The 24,875-nt window shown below is 65.6% G+C and carries 26 protein-coding genes; 16 read left to right on the forward strand and 10 right to left on the reverse strand.

The window, feature by feature from the left end; genetic code table 11:
* Positions 1-20: 20 nt before the first annotated feature.
* The 7 genes from ACQR1D_RS07405 to ACQR1D_RS07435 form a co-directional block, all read right to left on the reverse strand.
* The gene (locus tag ACQR1D_RS07405) at positions 21-266 is read right to left on the reverse strand and encodes a F0F1 ATP synthase subunit C (protein ID WP_315803755.1); all 246 of its coding nucleotides are present in this window, start codon (positions 264-266) and stop codon (positions 21-23) included.
* A complete protein-coding gene (locus ACQR1D_RS07410) occupies positions 263-949 on the reverse strand; it encodes a F0F1 ATP synthase subunit A (protein ID WP_434837930.1) in 687 nt (228 codons plus the stop codon). Before ACQR1D_RS07410 ends, ACQR1D_RS07405 begins: the two co-directional genes overlap by 4 nt.
* Positions 949-1,239 carry an N-ATPase subunit AtpR gene (locus tag ACQR1D_RS07415; RefSeq protein ID WP_315803753.1) on the reverse strand — a complete coding sequence of 97 codons (291 nt, stop codon included), beginning with the start codon at positions 1,237-1,239 and terminating at the stop codon, positions 949-951. Before ACQR1D_RS07415 ends, ACQR1D_RS07410 begins: the two co-directional genes overlap by 1 nt.
* Positions 1,236-1,532 (reverse strand): AtpZ/AtpI family protein, encoded by a 297-nt coding sequence (locus ACQR1D_RS07420; protein WP_315803805.1) that lies wholly within the window; start codon positions 1,530-1,532, stop codon positions 1,236-1,238. The genes ACQR1D_RS07415 and ACQR1D_RS07420 overlap by 4 nt, the downstream gene beginning before the upstream one ends.
* Complete coding sequence (locus ACQR1D_RS07425) at positions 1,532-1,954, reverse strand: F0F1 ATP synthase subunit epsilon (protein ID WP_316179884.1); 423 nt, start codon at positions 1,952-1,954, stop codon at positions 1,532-1,534. The genes ACQR1D_RS07420 and ACQR1D_RS07425 overlap by 1 nt, the downstream gene beginning before the upstream one ends.
* Positions 1,951-3,378 (reverse strand): F0F1 ATP synthase subunit beta, encoded by a 1,428-nt coding sequence (gene atpD, locus ACQR1D_RS07430; RefSeq protein ID WP_316179885.1) that lies wholly within the window; start codon positions 3,376-3,378, stop codon positions 1,951-1,953. Before atpD ends, ACQR1D_RS07425 begins: the two co-directional genes overlap by 4 nt.
* Before the next feature lie 255 nt (positions 3,379-3,633).
* The gene (locus tag ACQR1D_RS07435) at positions 3,634-4,557 is read right to left on the reverse strand and encodes a LysR substrate-binding domain-containing protein (RefSeq protein ID WP_434837691.1); all 924 of its coding nucleotides are present in this window, start codon (positions 4,555-4,557) and stop codon (positions 3,634-3,636) included.
* A 221-nt stretch (positions 4,558-4,778) separates the two neighbouring features.
* Between ACQR1D_RS07435 and ACQR1D_RS07440 the strand changes: the two genes are divergently transcribed.
* The 13 genes from ACQR1D_RS07440 (at position 4,779) to ACQR1D_RS07500 (ending at position 16,449) form a co-directional block, all read left to right on the forward strand.
* Complete coding sequence (locus tag ACQR1D_RS07440) at positions 4,779-5,810, forward strand: ABC transporter substrate-binding protein (protein ID WP_315803749.1); 1,032 nt, start codon at positions 4,779-4,781, stop codon at positions 5,808-5,810.
* A 117-nt stretch (positions 5,811-5,927) separates the two neighbouring features.
* A complete protein-coding gene (locus tag ACQR1D_RS07445) occupies positions 5,928-6,971 on the forward strand; it encodes an ABC transporter ATP-binding protein (RefSeq protein WP_434837692.1) in 1,044 nt (347 codons plus the stop codon).
* Entirely contained in the window at positions 6,968-7,849 is an 882-nt protein-coding gene (locus tag ACQR1D_RS07450) for an ABC transporter permease (RefSeq protein ID WP_434837693.1), read from the forward strand. Before ACQR1D_RS07445 ends, ACQR1D_RS07450 begins: the two co-directional genes overlap by 4 nt.
* Positions 7,846-8,655: an ABC transporter permease gene (locus tag ACQR1D_RS07455; RefSeq protein WP_315803746.1), complete on the forward strand. Its 810-nt coding sequence runs from the start codon at positions 7,846-7,848 to the stop codon at positions 8,653-8,655. The genes ACQR1D_RS07450 and ACQR1D_RS07455 overlap by 4 nt, the downstream gene beginning before the upstream one ends.
* Before the next feature lie 8 nt (positions 8,656-8,663).
* A complete protein-coding gene (locus tag ACQR1D_RS07460; protein ID WP_434837694.1) occupies positions 8,664-9,803 on the forward strand; it encodes an NAD(P)/FAD-dependent oxidoreductase in 1,140 nt (379 codons plus the stop codon).
* 33 nt (positions 9,804-9,836) lie between these two features.
* Positions 9,837-10,133: a (2Fe-2S)-binding protein gene (locus tag ACQR1D_RS07465; protein ID WP_315803744.1), complete on the forward strand. Its 297-nt coding sequence runs from the start codon at positions 9,837-9,839 to the stop codon at positions 10,131-10,133.
* Positions 10,130-11,536 carry an FAD-dependent oxidoreductase gene (locus ACQR1D_RS07470; protein WP_434837695.1) on the forward strand — a complete coding sequence of 469 codons (1,407 nt, stop codon included), beginning with the start codon at positions 10,130-10,132 and terminating at the stop codon, positions 11,534-11,536. The genes ACQR1D_RS07465 and ACQR1D_RS07470 overlap by 4 nt, the downstream gene beginning before the upstream one ends.
* Positions 11,533-12,666 (forward strand): NAD(P)/FAD-dependent oxidoreductase, encoded by a 1,134-nt coding sequence (locus ACQR1D_RS07475; RefSeq protein ID WP_316179891.1) that lies wholly within the window; start codon positions 11,533-11,535, stop codon positions 12,664-12,666. The genes ACQR1D_RS07470 and ACQR1D_RS07475 overlap by 4 nt, the downstream gene beginning before the upstream one ends.
* A gap of 7 nt (positions 12,667-12,673) precedes the next feature.
* Positions 12,674-13,021, forward strand: coding sequence for a RidA family protein (locus ACQR1D_RS07480; RefSeq protein ID WP_434837931.1), 348 nt, complete (start codon positions 12,674-12,676; stop codon positions 13,019-13,021).
* Positions 13,022-13,149: 128 nt separating this feature from the next.
* Positions 13,150-14,541: a M20/M25/M40 family metallo-hydrolase gene (locus ACQR1D_RS07485; RefSeq protein ID WP_434837696.1), complete on the forward strand. Its 1,392-nt coding sequence runs from the start codon at positions 13,150-13,152 to the stop codon at positions 14,539-14,541.
* Positions 14,542-14,888: 347 nt separating this feature from the next.
* Positions 14,889-15,236 carry a hypothetical protein gene (locus ACQR1D_RS07490; protein WP_434837697.1) on the forward strand — a complete coding sequence of 116 codons (348 nt, stop codon included), beginning with the start codon at positions 14,889-14,891 and terminating at the stop codon, positions 15,234-15,236.
* A gap of 206 nt (positions 15,237-15,442) precedes the next feature.
* On the forward strand, positions 15,443-15,688 hold the full coding sequence (locus ACQR1D_RS07495; RefSeq protein WP_410051426.1) for a fumarylacetoacetate hydrolase family protein: 246 nt from the start codon (positions 15,443-15,445) through the stop codon (positions 15,686-15,688).
* On the forward strand, positions 15,673-16,449 hold the full coding sequence (locus ACQR1D_RS07500) for a cyclase family protein (RefSeq protein ID WP_434837698.1): 777 nt from the start codon (positions 15,673-15,675) through the stop codon (positions 16,447-16,449). The genes ACQR1D_RS07495 and ACQR1D_RS07500 overlap by 16 nt, the downstream gene beginning before the upstream one ends.
* A gap of 20 nt (positions 16,450-16,469) precedes the next feature.
* On the opposite strand, the gene ACQR1D_RS07505 is transcribed toward ACQR1D_RS07500, so the two are convergent.
* The gene (locus ACQR1D_RS07505; RefSeq protein ID WP_434893860.1) at positions 16,470-17,081 is read right to left on the reverse strand and encodes an SOUL family heme-binding protein; all 612 of its coding nucleotides are present in this window, start codon (positions 17,079-17,081) and stop codon (positions 16,470-16,472) included.
* 950 nt (positions 17,082-18,031) lie between these two features.
* Between ACQR1D_RS07505 and ACQR1D_RS07510 the strand changes: the two genes are divergently transcribed.
* Together ACQR1D_RS07510 and ccoG are read left to right on the forward strand one after the other, a co-directional pair.
* Positions 18,032-18,826, forward strand: coding sequence for a fumarylacetoacetate hydrolase family protein (locus ACQR1D_RS07510; protein ID WP_315803737.1), 795 nt, complete (start codon positions 18,032-18,034; stop codon positions 18,824-18,826).
* Between the two features lie 533 nt (positions 18,827-19,359).
* Complete coding sequence (ccoG, locus tag ACQR1D_RS07515; RefSeq protein WP_434893859.1) at positions 19,360-20,841, forward strand: cytochrome c oxidase accessory protein CcoG; 1,482 nt, start codon at positions 19,360-19,362, stop codon at positions 20,839-20,841.
* 7 nt (positions 20,842-20,848) lie between these two features.
* Here the strand turns inward: ccoG and ACQR1D_RS07520 are convergent, their stop codons facing one another.
* A complete protein-coding gene (locus ACQR1D_RS07520) occupies positions 20,849-21,787 on the reverse strand; it encodes an acetamidase/formamidase family protein (RefSeq protein WP_316239546.1) in 939 nt (312 codons plus the stop codon).
* 307 nt (positions 21,788-22,094) lie between these two features.
* Between ACQR1D_RS07520 and ACQR1D_RS07525 the strand changes: the two genes are divergently transcribed.
* Complete coding sequence (locus ACQR1D_RS07525; RefSeq protein ID WP_316179899.1) at positions 22,095-22,469, forward strand: transposase; 375 nt, start codon at positions 22,095-22,097, stop codon at positions 22,467-22,469.
* Positions 22,470-22,540: 71 nt separating this feature from the next.
* On the opposite strand, the gene ACQR1D_RS07530 is transcribed toward ACQR1D_RS07525, so the two are convergent.
* Complete coding sequence (locus ACQR1D_RS07530; RefSeq protein WP_434880239.1) at positions 22,541-24,874, reverse strand: molybdopterin cofactor-binding domain-containing protein; 2,334 nt, start codon at positions 24,872-24,874, stop codon at positions 22,541-22,543.
* Position 24,875 lies beyond the last annotated feature (1 nt).

Raw genomic sequence — 24,875 nt, forward strand, 5'->3', positions numbered from 1 at the left:
CAGTCGATATGCATATCGGCCTAATGGATGAAGGGGTTGGCGAACAACACGAGCAGCGCGATGACGAGACAGTAGATTGCCATGGTTTCGATCATGGCAAGACCGACGAAGAGGGTGCGCGAGATCGTCCCCGCCGCCTCGGGCTGCCGGGCGATGGCATCCATTGCTGCGGCGACCGCGCGACCTTCGCCAAGTGCCGGCCCAATCGCTCCAAAAGAGACCGCCATGGCCGCTGCAAAGATGCTGACAATCTCGATCCAGTTCATGATGACTTCCCTTTCGTGGGAGCGCGTCCCTCGTTCAACGCGCTGCCGATGAATACCATGGCGAGAACGGTGAAAATGTATGCCTGAACCGCGCCGGTCAGGAGATCGAGCGCCATGAGCGGAATAGGCACGAGTAGACCGGCAAGGGACAGAACAATGCCGACGACAAAAACACCGCTCATCACGTTTCCGAACAGGCGCACGATCAGCGAAAACGTTCGCGTGAACGTTTCGACGATGTTCAGGGGAACCATGATGAAGGTGGGCTCGGCGAAGGTCTTGAGATATCCGACCAGCCCCCGTGCCCGAACACCGAAGTAGAAGATGGCGACGAGCACGATGAGCCCCAGCGCCGCATCTGTTTCAATATGCGCAGTTGGCGGCTCGACACCGGGGATCAGCGAGCACCAATTTGCCGCCAGAATGAAGAGAAAGAGCGTACCGATCATCGGGACATATGGCGCCGGCGCCACGCGCATGGTCTCGTGGACTTGATTTTCGATGACGTCGACAACCGTCTCGACGATCGCCTGGGCAGCGGTGGGCCGCAGCGAGAGCGAGCGCGTGGCGAGCCAGCCACCCACGCCGAGGATGGCCATGAGCCCCCAGGTCACGACGACGGGCTCGGTGACTGCGACTGGCCCAATCGTGAACACGACCTTTGCGGTCAGGGGTGAACCGATCATCGTCGCGTCTCCGGCCGAAGAAGTCCGTTTCGCGCGGTCAGGAGGCCGAGGGTCCCGGCAAGGAGGGGCATCGCTCCAAACGATTTGGTGACGAGCACCATGGCTCCACCTGTCGCAGCGAAACGAAGCAATTGCAGTCCGAGCGAAGAGAATGGCTGGCCACCGATGAGGAAGCGTACGTTCCATCGCAAGGAGGCGAAATGCAGCAGCCCCAGCAGGCCACCAGCACCAATCCAGCCAGCTGCCTCAGCAATGAAGAGATAGTCGTGCATGACGGCATGGCTCATTGCTGATGCATCCATCGCCAGGCCGACCAGCAGCCGGCCGCCACCCCGAGCAAAAGGAGCGGCGCGCTCCAGAAGATGCCTGTCCCGAGCCAACGGTCGATCCAGCGGCCGACGAACAGGCCAATCAGCGTAGGTGCGACGATGATCCAGCCGAGCACGCCGATCTGGCCGACAAATCGCACCACCGATGAGTCGCCATCGCTACGCCAAGACTCCCATCGCGCGCGTCGGTCGCGGACCGCCTTGGTCAATCCATCAGGAGTGGGATCGCCGTTCGGCTTCGAACCGACCATCACGAGCCGCCCTCCATCAAACTGCGCTTGTCGGGACGCAGGTAGTGGACGATCTGCCGGATGGCCTTCATCTGCAGTTGGAGATTCTCCGTTCGGGACGCGCGCTCGGTTTCGCTTCGTTTGCGAAATTCATCGAGCACGATCACTTCAAGGCGATCGAGATCGTCGCCGGCAATCGCCTCGCGTGTGGCGATGGCGATCTCGGCGCCGCCGGTCACGGAGAGCACGCCCCGCCGCACCGCACAGTAGCGTAGGCGCCTGTCGGCGCCTTGCCAACTGACCACCGAGATGTTCAGAGCAGTAAGAAGGTCGGCATGACCTGCGAGAATTCCAAAGCTGCCGCTGTCGTCCTCGGCGCGAACGCTCGAAACGTTTGCTTCGTCGATCACGATTGCAGTCGGTGTGGTGATCAGGAGCCTCATCTCGCCGGCTCCTCGGACTTTTCCTGAGGCTGCCTGGCCCTCGCGTCGTCGATGCCGCCGATCATATAGAACGAGCTCTCTGTCCACTGATCGCAGTCACCGCCAAGGATCGCCTGACAGCCCTTGAGCGTCTCTGCCAGGGGAACCGAGCGGCCAGGCACACCCGTAAACGCCTCGGTCACGGAAAACGGTTGGGTGAGAAAACGCTGCAGGCGTCGGGCACGTGCAACAGCCAGCCGGTCCTGAGCGCTGAGCTCTTCGATTCCGAGCAGCGAGATGATGTCCTGAAGTTCTCGATAGTGTGCAATCGTCTCGCGCACCTCTTCGGCGATCCGATAGTGCTCGTCGCCAACCACAGTCGGATCAAGCAGGATGGAGGACGAGTTCAAGGGATCGACTGCGGGATACATGCCCTCGGCGGCCATCGTTCTCGACAGCACGATCATGCTGTCGAGATGACTTGAGATCGCGGTCACCGCCGGATCGGTGAAGTCGTCGGCCGGAACGTAGACCGCTTCGATGGCGGTCACCGAGACGCCCGAAACCGAGGCGATGCGTTCGTGCAACGCGGCGACTTCCGTGGCAAGGGTCGGCTGATAACCGACGCGCGACGGCAAGCGCCCGAGCAGGCCGGACACCTCGCTCCCGGCCTGCACGAACCGGAACACGTTGTCCATGAGAAGCAGAACGTTCTGACGCTTCGTGTCGCGGAAGTATTCGGCGATCGTCAGCGCCGTCAGCCCGACACGCCAGCGGGCACCCGGCGGCTCATTCATCTGGCCGTAAACCAGCACGCTGCGATCGAGCACCCCGGATCGGCGCATTTCCAACAGCAGCTCATGCCCCTCGCGGGAGCGCTCGCCGATCCCGGCAAACACGGAAATGCCCTGGTAACTCTGAACCATGGCGTGGATCAATTCCATCACCACCACGGTCTTGCCGACGCCGGCGCCGCCAAACATTGCGGCTTTACCACCCTGCGGAAGCGGCGCCAGAAGATCGATGACCTTGATGCCCGTTTCGAAGATCGCCGTGGCCGGGCTCCGTTCGCCGAGTGGCGGTGCGGGATTGTGAATCGGCGCGCGCGCCAGATCGTCGGGCAATGCGGGGCCGTTGTCCCGCGTGCGCCCGGTCACGTCGAGCAGGCGCCCGAGCACTGCGTCGCCGACGGGAACGCTGATCGGTCCACCTGTCGATTGCACCCGCGCACCCCGTTTCAGACCGGCAGTTGCCTGTAAGGCGACGCCGCGCACCGTCGTCTCGTCCAGGTGGGCCTGAACCTCAACGATCAGGATTTCGGGCAGGTCCCAATCCACCAGAAGCGCGTCGCCTAGCTTGGGGAGCTCGGCGGCGGGGAACTCCACGTCAACCACGGCGCCGCGGACCGCGAGTACCCGGCCTTCTGATTGTATAGAAAGCGCCATGGTGATCCGTCGGAAAATGTCAGTCTTGCACGTTGCTACCGCGCTGACGGCTCTCAGCCTTGATCAGAATCAACGAGCGACTCCCCCTTTCTTGGGCACACATGATCTTGATCGAACTGCGTCGAACAACGTCAGGGCGTACAACTAGAAGCATCATGACAGAGCTGACGAAGATTCCGATGCAATCAAATCCTGCCGTCAAACCGGCAGAACTCTCGATCACAATCCGCGGGTCCTAGGTTCGCCCACCAGGCCTCACCCGGTTTCTCCAGGGATCGACGACCGGCCGAGCTCTTCCAGGGCCTGTCGCACCGACTGGACAAGGTCCAGCGCCACCGGCGAGGGGCTGCGCTGCGGCGGAAACACCGCGGCAAATTCGAAGTCGATGCGCGGCGCGAAGGGCCGCATCACCACGCCACGGCCGTCGAATTCGCGCGCGGTGAACGGATCGCAAATCGAGACGCCCAGTCCCGACGACACCATCCCGCACATGATTTCCGACAGGGTCGTCTCGACCCGCAGCACGCGCCTGACATCCTCGCGATGGAAGATCTGATCGATCAGATGCCGGCTGGTGGAGCCAGACGACAGCGAGATGAAGGTCTCCCCATCGAAGTCGCGCGGCACCAAGATCGCCTTCGCGCAAAGCCGGTGGCCTGCCGGGAGAACGGCGACGCGCGGCAGCGCCGGCAGCTTGATGCTCGGCAGCCCGGCATGGGCGATCGGCACCTCGGCAAAGCCGACGTCGCATTGCGCGTTCAGCACCCAGTCGATCACGATCGGCGAGATCACGCCGAAGAAGGCGAGGTTGAGGTTCGGGCGCTCCTGCAGGAAGTGGCCTGCGAGCCGCGGCAGATAGCCATTGGCAAGCGCGGGGAGCGCGGCAATGCGCAGCGTCCCGGTGCGCCGGCCACGGATCTCCTCAGCGGCCGCGGTGATGCGATCGAGCCCGACGAAGGAGCGCTCGACCTCCATGTAGAGCGCCGTCGCTGCCGCGGTCGGCACCAGGCCGGTGCCGCGCCGCTCGAACAGCTCCATCTTGAGCAGCGCCTGCAGGTCGCGCAGCAGCCGGCTGACCGCCGGCTGCGTCACCGCCATCAGCTTGGCTGCCTCGGTGACGCTGCCGCTCAGCATCATCGCCCGGAAGGCTTCGACCTGCCGCGAGTTGATCCGCGCCATACGTCCTTACATCCATAACATTTACGTATGAATAGGGTGCCATTATTCATTGGACGATCAAAGCCTCTGCTGCGATCTTTTTTGGCAGGGTGAGGGAAGGCTCGTTTTTTAGGCTCTTCAGCTCCGGGTTTCCTGGATCTGCGGATGCCATCCGGCAAGCCGATCTCCCTGGGGCGGTTTTTTTATACCGTCTCGTATCCAAGATGATGGAGATCGGTCCAATGAAGCACCCTAAACTCCTGATGGCGGTCAGCGTCGCCGTCCTGGCCTCGGCCTCGCAGGTCTGGGCTCAGCAGAAGACGCTCTATGTCGCCGGTTATGGCGGCTCGTTCGAGAAGACGATCCGCGAGGAGGTGATCCCGCCGTTCGAGCAGGCCAACGGCGTCAAGGTCGAATACGTCGCCGGCAACTCCACCGACACCCTCGCCAAGCTGCAGGCGCAGAAGGGCAACCAGCAGATCGACGTCGCGATCGTCGATGACGGCCCGATGTACCAGGCGATCCAGCTCGGCTTCTGCGACAAGGTCACCGGACTGCCCGGCGATCTGCTGGAGGTCGCGCGCTTCAAGGATGACAAGGCGGTCGCCATCGGCCTCGTCGCCACCGGCCTGATGTACAACAAGAAGGTGTTTGCCGAGAAAGGCTGGGCCGCGCCGACCTCGTGGAACGATCTCAAGGATCCGAAATACAAGCAACTGCTCGTCATTCCGCCGATCAACAACACCTACGGCCTCAACGTGCTTCTGATGCTGGCGAAGATGAACGGCGGCAGCGAGAGCAATGTCGATGCCGGTTTCAAGATCTTCAAGAATGACATCAATCCCAACGTATTGGCCTACGAGCCGTCGCCCGGCAAGATGACCGAGCTGTTCCAATCGGGGCAGGCGGTCATCGCGGTGTGGGGCAGCGGTCGCGTGCAGAGCTTCGCCAACACCGGCTTTCCGGTCGATTTCGTCTATCCGAAAGAAGGTGCCGTGAGCCTGCTGACGACGGCGTGTCCGATCGCCAAGCCGTCGGTCTCGCCGCTGGCCTCGAGCTTCATCAAGCTGCTGCTCGATCCGAAGATCCAGCTCACGATGCTGAAGGAATATGGCTACGGCCCGGTCGTGAAATCCGTCGTGATCCCCGAGGGCGTGGGCGCGATGGCGCCGATCGGCGAACGCGCCGCCAAGGTCTATGCGCCCGATTGGAGCGTGGTCAACGAGAAGCGCGAGGAATGGACCAAGCGCTGGAATCGCGAGGTCGAGCGCTAACCGGTTGCTTGTTGCGAGCCTCTCTCGTTGACGGCGGTGTTCTCCCTTCCCCTAAAGGGGAAGGGAGGTGCACCGTGCGCGGAGCGCCAGTATTCCTCGCCCATCTGGATCCAAAGCATGTCCCTCCTCGAACTCGACCGCGTCGGCAAGTCCTTCGGCCCCAACACGGCCGTCGAAGAGTTCAGCCTCGGCGTCGCCAAGGGCGAGTTCATCTCGTTCCTCGGCCCCTCCGGCTGCGGCAAGACCACCACGTTGCAGATGATCGCGGGCTTCCTCGATCCCTCACATGGTGCGATCCGCCTCGAGGGCAGGGATCTCGTCGCGGTGCCACCGGCGAAGCGCGGCCTCGGCATCGTGTTCCAGAGCTACGCGCTGTTTCCTCACATGACCGCCGCCGAGAACGTCGCGTTCGGTCTGGAGATGCGCAAAGTCGCGCGCAAGGAACGCGAGGAGCGCGTACGATCGGCGCTCGCGCTGGTCGGCCTTGCCGGCTATGAGGACCGTCATCCTCGCCGCATGTCCGGCGGCCAGCAGCAGCGCGTTGCGCTCGCGCGCGCGCTGGTGATCCGGCCGAGCCTGCTGCTGCTCGATGAGCCCCTGTCCAATCTCGATGCGCGCCTGCGCGAGGACATGCAGATCGAGCTGCGCCAGATCCAGCGCGACCTCGGCACTACGACCATCCTCGTCACCCATGATCAGATCGAGGCGATGTCGCTGTCCGACCGCATCGTGGTGATGAGCAAGGGCAGGATCGAGCAGATCGGCACGCCGCAGCAGGTCTACGAGCAGCCGGCCTCGGTCTTCGTCGCGCAGTTTCTCGGCAAGACCAACGAGTTTGCCGCGACTGTGGATTGCGCCTTCGGGCAGGCCAGGCTGGTCGCGGGATCGTGGAGCGCGCCGGCGCCGGCCGGCGTGGCCGGCTCCGTCGCCGTCAGCGTCCGGCCCGAGCGCATCGGCTTCGGCGACGCCGGTCTTGCGGGGCGCATCACGAGCCGCATCTTCCAGGGCAATCATTGGCTGTTCCAATGCGACACCGAATGCGGGCCGGCGATCGTGATCCGCCAGAATGACGGCCTGCCGCAGCCGGAGCAGGGCGCCGCGGTGCATCTCGTCTGGCAGGTCTCGGACATGAGCCTGCGCGCCGCGAAGGCCGCAGCATGAGCGCGACCATCGCGTCCAACCCGTCGGAGACGCGCGCCGGCCTGTCGCTGGCGCTGCCGGCCTTGATGCTGTTCCTGGGCGTCGTGGTGATCCCGCTGGCGATGACCGTGATGCTGTCGTTCCACGATTGGGGCCAGTACAAGGGCATCGAGCCGGTGTTCATCCTGAAGAACTGGCGCGAGATCGTGGAGGATCCCTACTACGCGGAGATGTTCTGGCGCACCTTCCGCGTCGCGGTGCTGGCGACCTCGATCACGGCGGTGTTCGGCGTGCCGGAGGCCTACATCCTCAACCGCATGCAGGGGCCGTGGAAGGGCCTCTTCCTGCTGGTGATCATCGGCCCGCTGCTGATCTCGGTCGTCGCGCGCACCCTCGGCTGGGCACTCCTGTTCGGCGGCAACAACGGGCTTGCCAACAAGCTGCTGATGACGCTCGGCCTGATCGAGTCACCCATCAGGTTCATGTTCACCGAGACCGGCATGGTGATCGCGCTGGCGCATGCGATGATGCCGTTCATGGTGCTCGCGGTATGGACCGCGCTGCAGCGGCTCGATCCGCAGGTCGAGAACGCGGCGCTGTCGCTGGGTGCAAGCTCGCTGACGGTGGTCCGCCGCATCGTGCTGCCGCAGATCATGCCGGGCGTGCTGTCGGGCGCCATCATCGTATTCTCGCTGTCCGCCAGCGCGTTTGCGACGCCGGCGATCATCGGCGGCCGCAGGCTCAAGGTCGCGGCGACGCTCGCCTATGACGAGTTCCTCAATACGCTGAACTGGCCGCTCGGCGCCGCGGTTGCCGTGCTGCTGCTGATCGCGCTCGTCCTGATCGTCGTCGGCTCCAACGCGCTGATCGAGCGCCGCTACCAGGAGGTGTTCCGATGAGCAGGAACGGCCCACTGGCGCTGATCTTCCATGCCGTCTTCGTCGTCTTCATGGTGGCGCCGATCGTCGTCGTGTGCTGGGTCGCGTTCACACCGGAAGGTTTCCTGTCGATCCCGATCACCAGCTTCTCGCTGCGCTGGTTCAGGGCGCTCGCCGACTATCCGGAATTCGTCCACGCCTTCGGCGTGAGCCTGTGGCTCGGCGCGCTGTCGTCGTGCGTGGCGCTCTTGTTCGCGGTGCCGGCGGCGCTGGCGATCAGCCGCTATCGCTTCCGCGGCCGTGACGCGCTGTCGGCGCTGTTCCTGTCACCCTTGATGATCCCGCACGTCGTGCTCGGCATCGCCTTCCTGCGCTTCTTCACCTCCGTCGGCATCGGCGGCACGTTCGTAGCGCTGGTGATCGCCCATGTCGTCGTGGTGTTTCCGTTCGCGCTGCGGCTGACGCTTGCGGCCGCGACCGGCATGGACCGGTCGATCGAGATGGCCGCGATCTCGCTCGGCGCCGACGGCTGGACCATGTTTCGCCGCGTCACCTTGCCCGCGATCCTGCCCGGCATCGTGAGCGGCTGGATGCTCGCCTTCATCCAGTCGTTCGACGATCTGACCATGACCGTGTTCCTGGCGACGCCCGGCACAGAGACCTTGCCGGTGCGCATGTTCCTCTACATCCAGGACAACATCGATCCGCTGGTGACGTCGGTGTCGGCAAGCGTCATCGCCGTCACCATGACCGTCCTGATCCTGCTCGATCGCTTCTACGGGCTCGACCGCGTGCTGACCGCCAAAGGCGGCGACGCCGGACGATAGGAGACCTTATGACCAAAGGCTATGACGTCGCCGTCGTCGGCGGCGGCCTGCTCGGCTCTGCGATTGCCTGGGGATTGGGCCGGCTCGGCCAGCGCGTCGCGGTGCTCGACGAGGGCGATATCGCCAAGCGTGCCTCGCGCGCCAACTTCGCGCTGGTCTGGGTGCAGAGCAAGGGCCTGGGCATGCCGGCCTACACCGGCTGGACGGTGCGCGGCTCCAAGGCGTGGCCGAAGCTCGCCGAAGAGCTGAAGGCGCAGACCGGGCTCGACGTGGTGCTGCAGCAGAACGGCGGCTTTCATCTCACCCTCGGCGAGGCCGAGTACGCGCAGCGCACCCAGCTCGTCGCGCGCATGCACAACCAGGTCGGTGCCGCCGACTATCAGATGGAGATGCTGCCGGCGTCCGAGGTGAAGAAGATGCTGCCGCTGATCGGCCCGGAGGTCTCCGGCGGCAGCTTCTGTCCCTATGACGGTCATGTGAATTCGCTGCGCACCTTCCGCGCCCTGCACGCCGGCATGAGGCAGTTCGGCGTCGACTATCTGCCGGAGCGCGCGGTCGGTGCGATCGCGCGGGACGGCAATGAGTTCAGGCTGACGACGGCGCAAGGCGAGATCCGCGCGACCAAGGTCGTGCTCGCGGCAGGAAATGCCAACCAGACCCTGGCGCCGATGGTCGGGCTGTCCGCGCCGATGGGGCCGACGCGCGGCCAGATCGTCGTGACCGAGCGCACGATGCCGTTCCTGCCGCATCCGCTGACCACGATCCGCCAGACAGACGAGGGCACGGTGATGATCGGCGACAGCAAGGAGGACGAGCTCGACGACCGCGTGCAGAACTTTTCCGTCAACGCGGTCATGGCCGATCGCGCCCAGCGCACCTTCCCGCATCTGGCGCGCCTCAACGTCGTCAGAAGCTGGACCGGCATCCGCGTGATGCCGAAGGACGGCTTTCCGATCTACGAGCAGTCGGAGACCCACCCGGGCGCCTTCGTCGCCTGCTGCCATTCCGGCGTGACGCTCGCGGCGAACCACGCCTTCGACATCGCGCGCATGGTCAAGGACGGCGCGCTGGAGCCGGAGCTGGTCGGCGCGTTCACAGCCCGCCGCTTCGACAGCGAAGCGGGAGCGGGCGGCAGTGGCTACTACTGAGAGATGACGGCGCAGGGCGCCATGGAGACGATGATGTTCAAACGAACTGAGGGTGATGCGAGGGGATCGGTGACGATCCATGTCGAGGGCCAGCCGATTGCCGCGCGCGAGGGTGACTCCGTGTCGGCGGCGCTGCTCGCCTCCGGCCTCGACGTCCGGCGCGCCACTGCGGTGAGCGGCGCAAGGCGCCTGCCTTATTGCATGATGGGCGTGTGCTTCGACTGCCTCGTCACCATCGATGGCGTCGGCAACCGGCAAGGCTGTCTCGTGCCGGTCGCCGAGGGCATGCAGATCGAGATCCAGAAGGGCAAGCGGGAGATCGGCAAATGAGCGCGGCGCCGAAGCATGATGAATATGACGTCGTGGTGATCGGCGCCGGTCCTGCCGGGCTGGCCGCGACGGCCGCGACCGCCGGCGCCGGCCTGTCGACCTTGCTGCTCGACGAGAATGCGGGCCCGGGCGGGCAGGTCTGGCGCGCGATCCATGCGACGCCGGTGAAGCGCGAGGCGCTGCTCGGCACCGACTATTGGTCGGGCGCCGAGATCGCGAAAGCCGCGGAGACCAGCGGCGCCGAGATCATCCCTCGCGCCACGGTGTGGAGCCTCGATCGCAATCTCGAACTCGGTGTTTCCATCGGCGGCGGTTCGGCCTTCATCAAGGCGAGGCGAGTCATCATCGCGACCGGGGCGCAGGAGCGGCCGTTCCCGATACAAGGCTGGACCCTGCCCGGTGTGATGACGGCCGGTGCCGCGCAGACGATGCTGAAATCGTCCGGGCTGGTGCCGGATGGTCCGACCGTGATCGCCGGGCAGGGGCCGCTGCTGTGGCTGCTCGCGGCGCAGATCCTGCGCCTCGGTGGCCGCATCGACCGCATTCTCGACACCACGCCGCGTGCCAACTACATCGCGGCGCTGCCGCATGCCTTCGCGTTCCTGACCTCGCCCTATTTCGGCAAGGGGCTTGCGATGATGCGTGAGGTGCGAGCCAAGGTGCGCATCACCAGCGGTGTGACCGAGCTCGTGGCAGAGGGCGATGGCGAGCTCTCGGCGGTCAGCTACGCCACGGCGGGCGGCAAGCGCGAGACGCTGGCGGCCGAGTTGCTGCTGCTGCATCAGGGCGTGGTCCCCAATGTGAATCTCGCGATGGCCGCCGGCGTGGAGCATCGCTGGAACGAGCTGCAACTGTGCTGGACTCCGGTGCTGGATGCCCTTGGTAACAGCTCCATTCCCGGCATCGCCATTGCCGGGGATGGCGCCGGCATCGGCGGCGCGCAGGCGGCGCTGTGGCGGGGCCGTATCGCGGCAGCAAGCGCCATCAAGGCGCTGCGGCCCCAGGCACAGGTTCTGGACCATTCAGCGCAGTTGAAACGTGCCGAGCGCGCTCGCGCCTTCCTCGACGTTCTATTCCAGCCGGCAAAGCAGTTCCGTATTCCTCAAGGCGACACCATCGTGTGCCGCTGCGAGGAGATCACCGCCAGAGATGTGCTCGACTCCGTCGCGATCGGCGCCACCGGACCGAACCAGCTCAAGGCCTATCGCCGCACCGGCATGGGGCCGTGCCAGGGCCGGCTGTGTGGCCTCACGGTCACCGAGCTGATGGCGCAGGCGCGCGGCAAGACCCCGCAGGAGATCGGCTACTACCGGCTGCGCGCGCCGGTGAAGCCGATCATGCTGTCCGAGCTGGCAGGCCTACCGAAGACCGAAGAGGCGACCAAGGCCGTGGTGCGCGGATGACCGTGAAGACGGATGCCATCATCGTGGGTGGCGGCATCCACGGCTGCTCCACCGCGCTGCATCTGTGTCTCGCCGGGCTGAAGCCGGTGCTGATCGAGAAGGATTATGCCGGCCGCCACGCCTCCGGTGTCAACGCCGGCGGCGTGCGGCAGCTCGCGCGCGACGTCGCGGAGATTCCGCTGTCGATCCGCTCGATGGGCATCTGGGAGACCATCAGCGACCTCGTCGACGATGATTGCGGTTTCGAGAGTTTTGGCCAGGTGCTGGTCGCCGAGAACGATTCGGAGCTCGACGCCTGCCGCGTCCGCGTCGCCGATCTCAACGCACGCGGCTTCAGCCATGAGGAGCTGATCGACGGCTCGGAATTGCGTCGCCTCGTGCCTGCCGTGGCGGAGAGCTGTCCGGGCGGCGTTGTATCTCGCCGGGACGGCGCGGCGCAGCCTGCGCGCACCACGACGGCGTTCCGCCGCAAGGCGGAGCAGCTCGGCGCGCTCATTCGCGAGGGCGTGGCTGCGGCGAACATCCGCAAGGACGGCAAGCTCTGGCTTGTCGACGTCGGCTCCGAGACGTTTGCCGCCCCGGTGCTGGTCAACGCCGCCGGCGCCTGGGCCGGACGGATCGCCGCGCAATTCGGCGAGCCGGTGCCGGTCGAGACCATCGCGCCGATGCTGATGATCACCTCGCCGGTGGCGCACTTCATCGATCCCGTCGTGATCCTGCGCGGCCGCAAGCTGTCGTTCAAGCAGTTCCCCAACGGCACGGTGCTGATCGGCGGTGGACACCTCGCCATCCCCGATCAGGACCGCAACGAGACCGTGCTCGACTGGCGCAAGCTGTCGGAGAGCGCGCGCACCGTCGCGGAGCTGTTCGCTGTCATGCGCAGCGCGACCATCGTGCGCGCCTGGGCCGGCATCGAGGCACGCATGCGCGACGACATTCCGGTGTTCGGGCCGAGCGCCGTTCACGACGGGCTGTATCACCAGTTCGGCTTCTCCGCGCACGGCTTCCAGCTCGGCCCCGGCGCCGGCGCCGTGATGGCCGAGCTGATCGCCCATGGCGGCACGCAGACGCGCATCGGCGGTCTCAGCATCGCGCGCTTTCAGACGTCCACTCTTTCATCAACGACATGAGGACATGATGACGATCACCCGCAAGATCCGCTCCGCCATTCATCACCGCATCGTCGAGGCCAACGGCTTCGTCTTCATCGGCGGCACCATCGCCGACGATACCTCGGTGTCGATGGGCGAGCAGACCCGCAACATCCTCGGCAAGATCGACGGCTTCCTGAAGGAGGCCGGCACCGACAAGACGCGCGTCGTCTCCGGCCAGATCTTCGTCACCGACCTGTCGAAGAAGAAGGAGATGGATGCGGCCTGGACCGCGTTCTTCGGTGACGACCTGCCGGTCCGCGCCACGGTCGGCGTCTCCGATCTCGGCGGCGGCGCGCTGATCGAGATCGTGGTCACGGCCGTCAAGGGTTGAGCATCGCGCCGCATCGAGCGGTCAATCGATCACGCGCGCGGGGCTCGCTCCGCGCGTGATTTGCTTTTCGGTCCAATTCGACCGAACATGAGCCTGTCCTTCCATTGCACGCGCCGAAAGCCGACATCATGAATGAAGAGCGTAGCCTGCCGCGTCCATCTGCTGGCCTGAAGGCGGTGTTCGCTCACATCGAGAATCAAAAGCAGGATTTCCTGGCTCGCGTGATGGACTATGTCCGGCATCCCTCGATCAGCGCTCACAATGTCGGCATCGCCGAGGTCGCCGCGCTGCTGGTGAGGATGCTGCGGGAGCTCGGGCTCGACGCCGAGACGGTGCCGACGGCAGGACATCCGATGGTGCTCGGACGCTGGCAGAAGAAGCCGGGCGCACCGACCGTGCTGCTCTACGGCCACTACGACGTGCAGCCACCGGATCCGCTGGAGCTGTGGCTGAGCCCGCCGTTCGAGCCGACCATTCGCGACGGCCGCATCTATGCGCGCGGCATCGGCGACAACAAGGGCCAGCATTTCGCGCAGCTCATGGCGATCGAATCTCATCTCCGAGTGCATGGCGAGCTGCCCTGCAATGTGATCTTTCTGCTCGAAGGCGAGGAGGAGATCGGCAGCCCGCGCATCGCCGATTTCGTCGCCGCCAACAGGGACCGGCTGAAAGCCGACTTCGTCGTCACCGCGGACGGGCCGATGCACCCTTCGGGGCGGCCGACCATGACCTATGGCGTGCGCGGCATGTGCTCGTTCGAGCTGCGCGCCAGGCACGCCAGCCGCGACGTGCATTCCGGCAATCTCGGCGGCATCGTGCCGAATCCGATCTGGACGTTGGTCCACCTGCTCGGGACGATGAAGAATGCCGCGGGCGAGATCACCATCGACGGTCTGCACGATGCGATCGTGCCGCCGAGCGAGCTGGACATTGCGGCCGTGAAACGCCTGCCGCTGGATCTCGATGCCGCCAAGGCGAGCCTCGGTCTCAGCCATCTCGATGCGCCGCCCGATCGCGGCTACTACGAACGCCTGATGTTCCATCCGACGCTGACCATCAACGGCTTGCACGGCGGCTATGGCGGACCGGGCAGCAAGACGGTGCTGCCCTGCGAGGCGTTCGTCAAATGCGACATCCGCCTGGTCGAGGCGATGACGCCGGACGACGTGCTGGCGAAGGTGGAGGCGCATGTGAAGCGCCACGCGCCGGAGGTGGAGTTCATCCGGCGCGGCGGCATGCTGCCGTCGCGCGTGCCGCTCGATTCGCCCTTTGGCGCGATCGTGCGTGATGCCATCGCGCTCGCGCAGGGCGTCACACCGCTCGAATTTCCGTGCACCGGCGGCAGTCTGCCGGACTACGTCTTCACCAAGATCCTCGGCGTTCCCGCCTTCGTCGTTCCCTATGCGAATGCCGATGAGGCCAATCACGCGCCGAACGAGAACATGACGATCGACTGCTTCTACAATGGCATCCGCACCGGTGCGGCACTGCTCGACCGCGTCGGCGCGCGCGAGCGCTGATGCCGGCGGAACGTCCATCACGATCCCGCGTGCAGTGCGGGAGACGTCATCGCGCGGCCACGAACGGATGGCAAGCACACGCTGGTCCGTCGCGTTGCGGGCGAATCGGCCGCACGCGGCGAGATCGCGCATGGATTAACGCAGTTGATATCGCCTAGTCTCGGAAGGGATTAGTAAACGCCGCTTCAGGGCTCGGAGCTGCCACATGCACGACCCCGTTGACCAGCCGAGTGATTCGGCAAGTTCCGCTTCGCCATGCGCGCGCGATCAGCGCAGCGCTCCGGAACACCCCGCCGCGGTTGCTGTGATCCAGCTCGACCACGCGCCCGCCATCGAACCTGAGCCCAATGTCGATCAGGCTGCACAAAGCCCTGGTGCTCTCGGTCGGAAACGGTCCGATGGCGCGCATCTTGTCACACCGACGATGTGGCGTTGAGAAGGTTCCGTTCTTGGCGGAGATCGAACTTGCGCCGTTCGGCGACGAGTTCCTGAAGAACACCTTCGCCACCGACGCATTCGATCAGTTTGAGATCGCCCACTATTTGAGATCGCCACCTACAAGTCGCTGCTCGCGTTGCGCCGCGCCGCTCGAGCAGTCGCCGCAGCTGGAGCAACGGATGGCAGAGTGGGTCCACTCCAATGTCGGGAAGGTCACGGAATTCGTGCGTGCGGGAGCGTCAGGCGGCGTAGTCTAACGGTATCTCGGTAGGGATATGGAACCCGGCAGCGCGATGACAACCTCCGGTATCATCCGGATACCCACGACTCTCCTGATCTAGTAAGTAAAACCTAGCCCTTCTTGGGGCGTTTCCTCCCTGGACTTGGGCCGCCTGCACTTCTTGTGTCGGCGGCCTCTTTCTTTCAGGGGCTGGTCGGGTGCTCTGGCCCCGCAATCGGCCCCATGGGTGTTCCGTCCAGATCGTCCCAGCCGTTCAACAGTTTGAGCTGGCTCCGCAACGGCTCACCGCGGCCGCGCTCGGCCGGCATGCTGTTTTCGTTCGAGGAGCTGATCGCCTATACCAGCAAGGACGAGACCCTGATGCCCGGCGAGTTCATCGGCTCGGGCACGGTCGGCAATGGCTGCGGTTGCCGACGACGACAACCAATAATGACAATCAGAGAGGACCGCCCATGGCCCGCAAGCTGATCGACATCTCCGTGCCCTTGCAGAACGATGTGCCCGCCGATCCGCCCGGCAATCATCCGACCATCACCTATATCGACCATCAGCAGGGGCTGCCGCGCATGCTGCAGTTCTTCGACGGGCTGAAGGCCGAGGACCTGCCGGATGGGCAGGGCTGGGCGGTGGAGCAGGTGAATCTTTCGACCCACAACGGCACGCATCTCGATGCGCCCTGGCATTTTCATCCGACGATGAATCGCGGCGAGCGCGCCTGGACCATCGACGAGGTGCCCCTGGAGTGGTGCCTGCAGCCGGGCGTGAAGCTCGACTTCCGTCATTTCCCCGACGGCTATGTGGTGACCGCGAGGGATGTCGAGGATGAGCTCGAGCGCATCGGCCACACGCTGTCGCCGCTGGAGATCGTCGTCGTCAATACCTCGGCCGGCGCGCGCTTCGGACAGGCCAACTACGTCAATTCCGGCTGCGGCATGGGCTATGAGGCGACCATGTATCTGCTCGAGCGCGGCGTGCGCCTGACCGGCACCGACGGCTGGAGCTGGGACGCGCCGTTCGTGTTCACCGCGCAGAAATATGCCGAGACCCACGACGCCTCGCTGATCTGGGAAGGCCACAAGGCCGGCCGCCACATCGGCTATTGCCACCTGGAGAAGCTGCACAATCTGGAGCAACTGCCGTCCACGGGGTTCACCGTGTCGTGCTTCCCGGTCAAGATCGAGCGCGCCTCGGCCGGATGGACGCGGGCGGTGGCGATCATCGAGGGGTGAGGAGAGGCGATCGGGAAGAGCTAACAAATACACGCCAGCATCACCTCGTTCCGCCGCAGCATGGGCAAGGTCCAAGGCGGATTGTAGAAGGCGAGCAGCGGTGCGCCGGACACGGCCAGTCCCTTCCGTTGCGCGTAGTCGCGCAGCACGCGGGTTTTCTCGGCCAGGATGCCGTCGGAATAGGAGCCCGAGAAGGTCAACGCGACCATGCGCTGTGCCGGGACGGGCGTCAGCTTGATCCTGCGGTCGGCCGGCGGCGGCAGCGTTTCCAGCGACCAACTCGACGGCATCACGAAGCTGACGCTCCACCGGTCGCTGTTCCCGCCATCCGTCGGTGGTGTGCCGCTGGCCTGCTGCTGCACCGGCGCCGTCATCGCGATCTTCGCCTTGGCCTGGTTGGCGCCGAAGATGTAGCCGGCGATGATGCGAAAGCCTTCCTCGATCGCCGGCTTGCGCGCACCCTGCACCTCGGCCTGCGCAATGATCATCGGCGCATAGGCGCGGATCTCGAACTCGCCGTCGCGCTTCACCACGTCATACTTGGGATGTTCGACCCGGCTCATGATCGGCCCCGCGGCAATGGCGGCGCCGGCCAGGACGAGCACGAGGAGGCTGGTGAGCCCAATCAGCATGCGGCGCCTCCTTGGTGGTGTCGTTTCGGTCATGGCGGTTGCGCCGTCAGGTTTGAGTAACGAGGGAACGCGAGCAAAGGTTCGGCAGATCACGTGCCGGGTGCTTGCCTGCGGGCGATCCTTCGCGACCCCTGCCTGCGGATCCGGATCAGCGATATCTGGGATCACACGCGTTGTGGGGGAGCGCCCCGGGTGACGCTGCGCTCGTCCGTGCTGCGCCTGGGCTGCCGGCAATGCGTGCCCGTCGGGCGACTCGGACCCGGGCGCCGCCAAGAGCGCTGCCCGCAACGCCTCTCATGATCGAAGATCGCGTGTGCGCCCAAAACGAAAAATCGCCCGCGCGTTCAACACGATCACCTCTGTCCAGATCTCGGCGTAAAAATTTCCTTCTTTCGTTTTATCGGAATACATGCTCTCCTCCCTCCATCCCGTCCTCATGCTGAGGGGCGTACGCGTCGTCACGATACGTTGAGGCGGGGAGCGGTGGCCGCGAGCCTGTCAGGTGCTGTTGCGCTGGACGATTGGCAACTCGCGGACGTTCAAGCCGTGTGGTCCTGGCGCCCCGATGCTGGCGCCAAGCCTGATGCCGACCTGACGGGTTGCGCAGGTGACGGGGGCAAACAAGCCGGTCCCCGGGGAGAGCGCGGAGCAGACGTTCAACCCACCGCGCAGGGAAGGCCGGGTCTGTCCGGCTGAACCTGTGGTTCCTGCCGCCTGCATTTTTTTCGCAGGCGGGCCACGGGCCTCAGTCGAGGTCCGGCCTTCCCTGCGCCGTCGCGCTTCCGGCGAGGGTCTCGAGCATCGCTTCGGGCGCGTGTTGCGTCGCGAGAGCGACCGCGCGTGCGCGCATGGTGGCGCTGGCATACTGGATATGCTTATCAGTTGGGGCGCCGATAGCGCTCAAGAACAACAGGCCGCCAGTCGCGACGGCTGACCCCAGGAGGACCCCAATGGCAGACACCTCACGCCGCAATCTTCTCGTTGCCGGCAGCGCCGCTGCAGCGGCCGCGATCATGACGGATACTCATCCGGCTGCGGCTCAGGCCGGACCGAAGCCGATCTTCGCCGTGCCGGCGACCACGATTCCGATCGCCGGCGAGCAGGGCGTTTTTCCGGTCCGCCGCATCTATTGCATCGGCCGCAACTACGCGGCGCATGCGATCGAGCGCGGCTCCGATCCGAACCGCGAGCCGCCGTTCTTCTTCCAGAAGCCGACCGACGCGATCCAGAACGTCGCGATCGGCGAGGTCGCCGATCATCCCTATCCGTCGCTGACCAAGAACTATCATCACGAGGTCGAGCTGGTGGCGGCGCTGAAATCCGGCGGCACCAACATTCCCGCCGAGTCCGCGCTCGATCATGTCTATGGCTACGCGCTCGGCCTCGACATGACTCGCCGTGACCTGCAGAACGGCATGGCCGCCGAGAAGAAGCCATGGGAGATCGGCAAGAGCTTTGATCATGCCGCCGTGCTCGGCCCGATCCATCCGGTCTCGAAGGTCGGCCACTTCACCAAGGGCGCGATCTCGCTTGCGGTCAACGGCACGGTCCGGCAGAACTCCGACCTGACCAAGATGATCTGGAACGTCGCCGAGCAGATCGCGAAACTGTCCGAGGCGTTCGAGCTGAAGGCCGGTGACATCATCTATTCCGGCACGCCGGAGAATGTCGGCCCGGTGGTGAAGGGCGACGTGCTCTTGTGCAAGCTCGAAGGCCTGCCGGACATGTCGATCAAGATTGTCTGAGGATCGTGGTTCTTGTTTACGAAGACGAACTTCTCCGCAGTTCGCTTCCCGCCTGTGGCTCATGGTTCGAGACGCGCCGCGAGCGGCGCTCCTCACCATGAGGCGCAAGCGGCGGGGCGGCCGCTGCATACGGGACTATGAACACGCTGTTGGCGTGTTCATGGAGAGGATCACGACTGTGACATGAGGCTCAAGCCTTTGACCGAGCATTCCGCCCTCATCCTGAGGAGCGCGCCGAAGGCGCGCGTCTCGAAGGATGGGCCGAGCAAAGAATGCCGATGTGGCGGCAATACGCTGTCCTCCTGCAGACCGCCGCCCAAAGGGCGGCAGCCGCCATCGTCGTCCCTCCGGATGCTGCGCCTGTCGCCATGGCGCTCGCGGCGCTGCGCCTCCCATCACCTGCCGAACGGGAACTATCGTTGTTCCCGCGCAAACAGTCGCTGCCACCCGTTCGCAAGTTTGTGGCCCGACAAAGAGCGTCCCGGCCTCGCCGCCTATCGTCGCCTGCAACAGGCAAGCGAACGAGGGCAGCCGTGGCCATCACCATCGAGATCGATCACGCCAGGACGCGGCGCATGGCGGAGGGACGGGGACAAAGCCAGTCCCAGGCACCAGCGCGCAGCCCGGCACGATCGCCGCGCAAGGCGGGTGGTCCTGTGGTTCCGCAGGGCGTCAAGGGCCCGATCCGCCGGCTCAAATGGCTGATCCTGGTGTTCACCCTGTCGGTCTACTACGTCACGCCGTTCGTGCGCTGGAACCGCGGACCGAATGCCCCGGGCCAAGCCGTGCTGCTCGATTTCGCCCACGGAAAGCTCTATCTCGGCCCCGCCGAGATCTGGCCGCAGGACCTCTACCTCATCACCGCGGCGATGCTGCTGGCGACGTTCATCCTCGTCCTGGTCAACGCGCTGGCCGGCCGTCTGTGGTGCGGCTTCGCCTGTCCGCAGACGGTATGGACCGACCTGTTCCTGCTGATCGAGCGCCTCGTCGAGGGCGACCGCCGGCAGCGGCTGAAGAACATCGGCGCGCCGCTGACGGCGAAACGCATCGCGCAGATCGCGACCAAGCACGCACTTTGGATGGCGATCGCGCTTGGCACCGGCGGCACCCTGATCTTCTACTTCACCGACGCGCCGGAGCTGGTGCGCGACGTCATCCATGGCGAGATGTCGGCGACGGCGCTGACCTGGACGCTGGTGTTCGCGGGCACGACCTACGGCCTCGCCGGCTTCGCGCGCGAGCAGGTCTGCACCTTCATGTGTCCGTGGCCGCGGCTGCAGGGCGCGATCTGGGATCCCGAAGCCTTCACCGTCAACTACCGTGACTATCGCGGCGAGACCCGGATGTCCGCCAAGAAGGCCGCCGAGGCGCGGTCGCAGGGGCTGCCGGCCGGCGATTGCGTCGATTGCGGCGCCTGCGTCGCGGTCTGCCCGATCGGCATCGACATCCGGCAGGGTCCGAGCTTCGCCTGCATCAATTGCGGCCTCTGCGTCGATGCCTGCGACGGCGTGATGGCGAAGCTCGATCGTCCGCGCGGCCTCATCGACTACGAGAGCTGGCGCAACATCGAGCGCGGCCGCGTCGGCGAGCCGCGTGTGTCGCGGCTGGTGCGGCCGAAGACGATCGGGCTCGCGCTGGCCTGCGTCGCGCTGGCCGGCGTCATCGCGGTGTCGTTCGTGACCAAGACCACGGCCGTGCTGTCGGTGCAGCACGATCGTGATCCCCTTGCCGTGCGGCTGTCGGATGGTTCGGTGCGCAACGCCTACACCGTCAAGCTGCTCAACAAGTCCTCGGCCGTGCAGAGCTTCAAGCTCGGGATCAGCGGCGTCGACGCGGCGCTCGCCATCGTCGGCCATGCGGCGGCGGATGCGATCGAGGTCGAGCCCGACGGCTCGGAAACGCTGCGGGTGACGCTGACCATGCCAGAGCCCGAGGATGCCGACGTCACCTTCGAGGCGGTGGATCCGAGCGGGCAGGTCGTGCTGACCGCGCACGACCGCTTCGTCAACCGGTAGAGGAGGCTCAGAGATACGCCTTCGGCAGCAGCATGTGGATGCCCTTGTTGCCGTCGACCAGCTGGGTGACGCGCAGATTGCCGGCCAGCGAGCACAACATGTAGGCTTGGTTGCGCGACAAATTGGTGCGGGCGCAGACGTGCTTGACCATCTCGCGCACCGCCTGCTTGGCGGCGTCGTCGAGATCCTCGTCGAGGCCGATCGACATCAGGTGGGTGGCGTTCTCGGCGAACGGCCAGGTGATGTCCATGTCCTTGCGCACGGTGAGGCGGAAGCTGCCGGTGACGCCGGTCTCGAGCGCGGTGATGCAGACCTCGCCGTCGCCCTGCACGCCATGGCCGTCGCCGGCAAAGAACAGCGCGCCCTCGTTGAAGACGGGCAGATACAGCGTGGTGCCGGGCCGCAGCTCCTTGTTGTCCATGTTGCCGCCAAAACTGCGCGGCACCGGCGAGCCGCACCGCCCCCAGGCCGGCGGCGGCGCAGTGGCGATGATGCCGAAGAACGGATCGAGCGCGATCTCGGTGCCCCAGGGCATGATGCAGACCTGGCGGTCGTGGTCGACCTTGGGGTGGATGGTCTCGTAGTCCGTGAACTCGTCTGGCAGGGTGCCGAGCAGCGGCAGGATCGAGACGAAGCCCCAGTCCTGGCTGACCTTGACGTTGAGAATGTCGACCTGAAGCGTATCGCCTGGCTGCGCGCCCTTCACATAGACCGGACCGGTGATGAAATGCGGTCCGGGCCCCTGGATCATGGTGTCGAGCGCGGTGAGGTAGTTGGCGGGAACGATGCTACGGTCCTCGGGCAAGGTCTCCTTCCCGCCGGCCGGAAAGGAATGCAGCGTCACGGTGTCGCCGGAGGCGACCTCGAGCACCGGCGGCGTCGTGCTGTCGAGATAGCCCCAGACCATGCTGTCATGCGTCGCGGGAATCTCGTGGCGTTTGGACATGGCAGGGCTCCTCGGGTCTCGGTCTTTGCAGCTGATATCAAGGCAGGATGTCGCGGTCGGCAACGCCAAAAACTGTTCAGCCTTGCTCACACGACCGGCAGCGGGCGACGTGTCTGGCGACGCGCGTCAATTTTGCCAATTGGCGGCGAGGCGCCGGCGGCCCGCGATGAGCCCGCATCGCTGCGCTTGACCTCGATCGCGGTGCGCCCACGCGGAGCGCGGTTGCGAGACCCATGCGTTGCCGCACTACCAAGCTCATGGAATTCATGCGAGATTGACCGCGTTGGCCGCGTAGGGGTACCTGATCATGCGACGTTCCCTGCACACCGAGCACGAAATTCTGGTTCTGCTTGGCGAGGCGGAGTCGGGCGTTCCGATTGCCGAAATTTGCAGCACGGCCGGCGTGTCGCTGCGCACCTTCTATCGTTGGCGTCAGCGCTATGGCGGTCTCAGCAGTCCTGCTCTGCGTCATCTGAAAGAGCTGGAGATCGAGAATCAGCGGCTGCGCTCGCTGGTGACGAAGCTCGTCGAGGGGCAGCCGAATGCAAACACGGCCATCAAGGCTGCGCCGGTGCCGCAGCGCCAGGACTGCGGCAGCACGCCTCACGGCGTGGCGGGCGCGCCGGGGCAGGGACGTGGCGCCGTCATTGGCCGCTATGCCTCGGTGCGCTATGGGCGCTGACTGATCCTGCGTCTTCCGGTAGGATCATCGGCCGGATCGCTCCGGCCGATGATCTGCTGATTGCTGCAAGCTTACGTCGCGAGCTGATTGCCGATTGGCAGCGCCCGCAGGCGCTTGCCGGTGGCGGCGAAGATCGCATTGGCGAGCGCCGGCGCGAACGGCGGCACGCCCGGCTCGCCGACGCCGCTCGGCGGCGTGTCGGCATCGGCAGGGACGATGTGCACGTTCGTGATCAGCGGGGCTTCGTCGATCCGGACCACCGGATGGTCGTCGAAGTTGCGCTGCTGCACCCGGCCGTTCTTGAAGCTCACCTCGCCATATTTGGCGAGGCTCAGCCCCATGATCGCGGCACCTTCGAGCTGCGAGGCGATACGCTCGGGGTTGACGAAGGTGCCGCAGTCGATCGCGGTGTCGACCTGGTGCACGACAAGCTTGCCCTTGTCGTCGACCGACACCTCCACGATGGTAGCGATGTAGCTGACGAAGCTGCGATGCGCGGCGATGCCGAGACCGTGGCCCTTGGGCACCGACCGGCCCCAATTGCCTTTCTCGGCGACGAACTCGACGACGCGGCGCAGCCGTCCGGTATCGATCGGGTAGCTCTCGTAGGGCTCGCCGTAGTTCCAGAGGTCCTTCACCGAGGTGAGCTTGAGCACGCGCGGGCTGCCGATCAGATCGAGCAGCGTGTCCTTCTGGTCGCGGCCGGTGGCGTGCGCGATCTCGCCGACCATCGACTGCACGGCGAAGGCGCGCGGGATGTTCGAGACCGACCGGAACCAGCCGATGCGGGTCATCGCCTTGGCGGCCGGATTCTCGCATTGGATGTTGGCGATCTCGAACGGCATGTCGACGAGGCCCATGCCGAGCTCGAACGGCGCGGCATGGTCGGCGCCGGCGGCGAAGGTCGACAGGATGGTCGGCGCGACGCTGCGGTGACGCCACGCCACCACCTTGCCGCTCTTGTCGAGGCCGGCCTCGATGCGCTCCACCGACACCGTGTGCAGGAAATCGTGATGGATGTCGTCATCACGCGTCCACTGCACCTTGACCGGCGCACCCACCGTCTTCGACAGCAGGGCAGCCTCGAGCGCGAAGTCGCATTTGGACTTCCGCCCGAACCCGCCGCCGAGCAGGGTGACGTTGACGGTCACGTTCTCCGGCGGAATCTGCAGCGTCTTGGCGACATCCTCGTGCGTGCCGCCGGGGCTCTGCACCGGCGCCCAGATCTCGGCCTTGTCGCCCTTGACGTCGGCGACCGCGACCGGCGGCTCCATGCTGGCATGAGCGACGTGCGGCAGGTAGTACTCACCGATGACAACCTTGTCGGCCGACCTCAGCGCGGCCTCGACGTCGCCTTCCTGTCGCACGACGAGGCCCGGCTGGCGCGCGGCGGCCTCGAGCTCGGTCCGATAGGCGACAGAGTCGTAGCTCGCATTGGCGCCGTCGTCCCACTCGACCTTGAGCACGTCGCGGCCCTTGATCGCGGCACCGGTGTTGCGTGCGATCACGGCGACGCCGCCGAGCGGCTGGAACTTCGACGGCCACGGCCAGCCCTTGACCTCGATCACCTGCTCGACGCCGGGCACCTTCAGTGCCTCGGCCGGATCGAACGACTTGACCTTGCCGCCGGTCACCGGCGGCCGGGCGATGACCGCGTATTTCATGCCGGGCAGGCGGACGTCGGCGCCGTAGCGCGCCTTGCCGACGGTGATGTCGTGCAGATCGACGATGCTGACCTGACCCTTGCCGAGATAACGGAAATCCGCAGGCGACTTCAGCTTGATGGTGTCGACCGCAGGCACCGGCAGACCGGCGGCATCGGCCGCGAGCTCGCCGAAGCCGAGGCGGCGGCCGCTGGCGCTGTGCACGACCTCATGATTGACGGCCTTCACTTCGCTCGGCGGCACGCCGAGGCGCTTGGCCGCCGCGGCTTCGAGCATCGCCCGCGCCAGCGCGCCGATCTGTCGCATCGGCAGCAGATAGTGCCGCGTGCTGCGCGAGCCGTCGGTATCCTGGTTGCCGAACTTCACCTCGTCGCCGGGGGCCTGCACGACGCGCACGCGCGACCAGTCGGCTTCCATCTCCTCGGCCACGATCAGCGGCAGGCTGGTCCGCACGCCCGTGCCCATCTCGGACCGGTGGGCGACGATCGACACGATGCCGTCGGGGGCGATCGAAACGAAGACCTTGGGATCGACCACGGTGCCGTGCGGCATCTTGCCGGCGCCGGTCTCATAGGCGGCAAACGCCGGGCGCGACAGCAAGGGAGCCGCGAGCACGAACCCGCCGGCGAGCCCCAGCGTCTGCAGGATGGCGCGGCGCGAGACGTTCTCGACCTTGAGATGCCGCTCGAAGCCGCGGCGAGAAGCAGACTTTGCGATGTCGGGATTTGCGATGATGCTCATG

This window comes from Bradyrhizobium sp. HKCCYLRH2047 (assembly GCF_051168175.1).
Classification (GTDB): domain Bacteria; phylum Pseudomonadota; class Alphaproteobacteria; order Rhizobiales; family Xanthobacteraceae; genus Bradyrhizobium.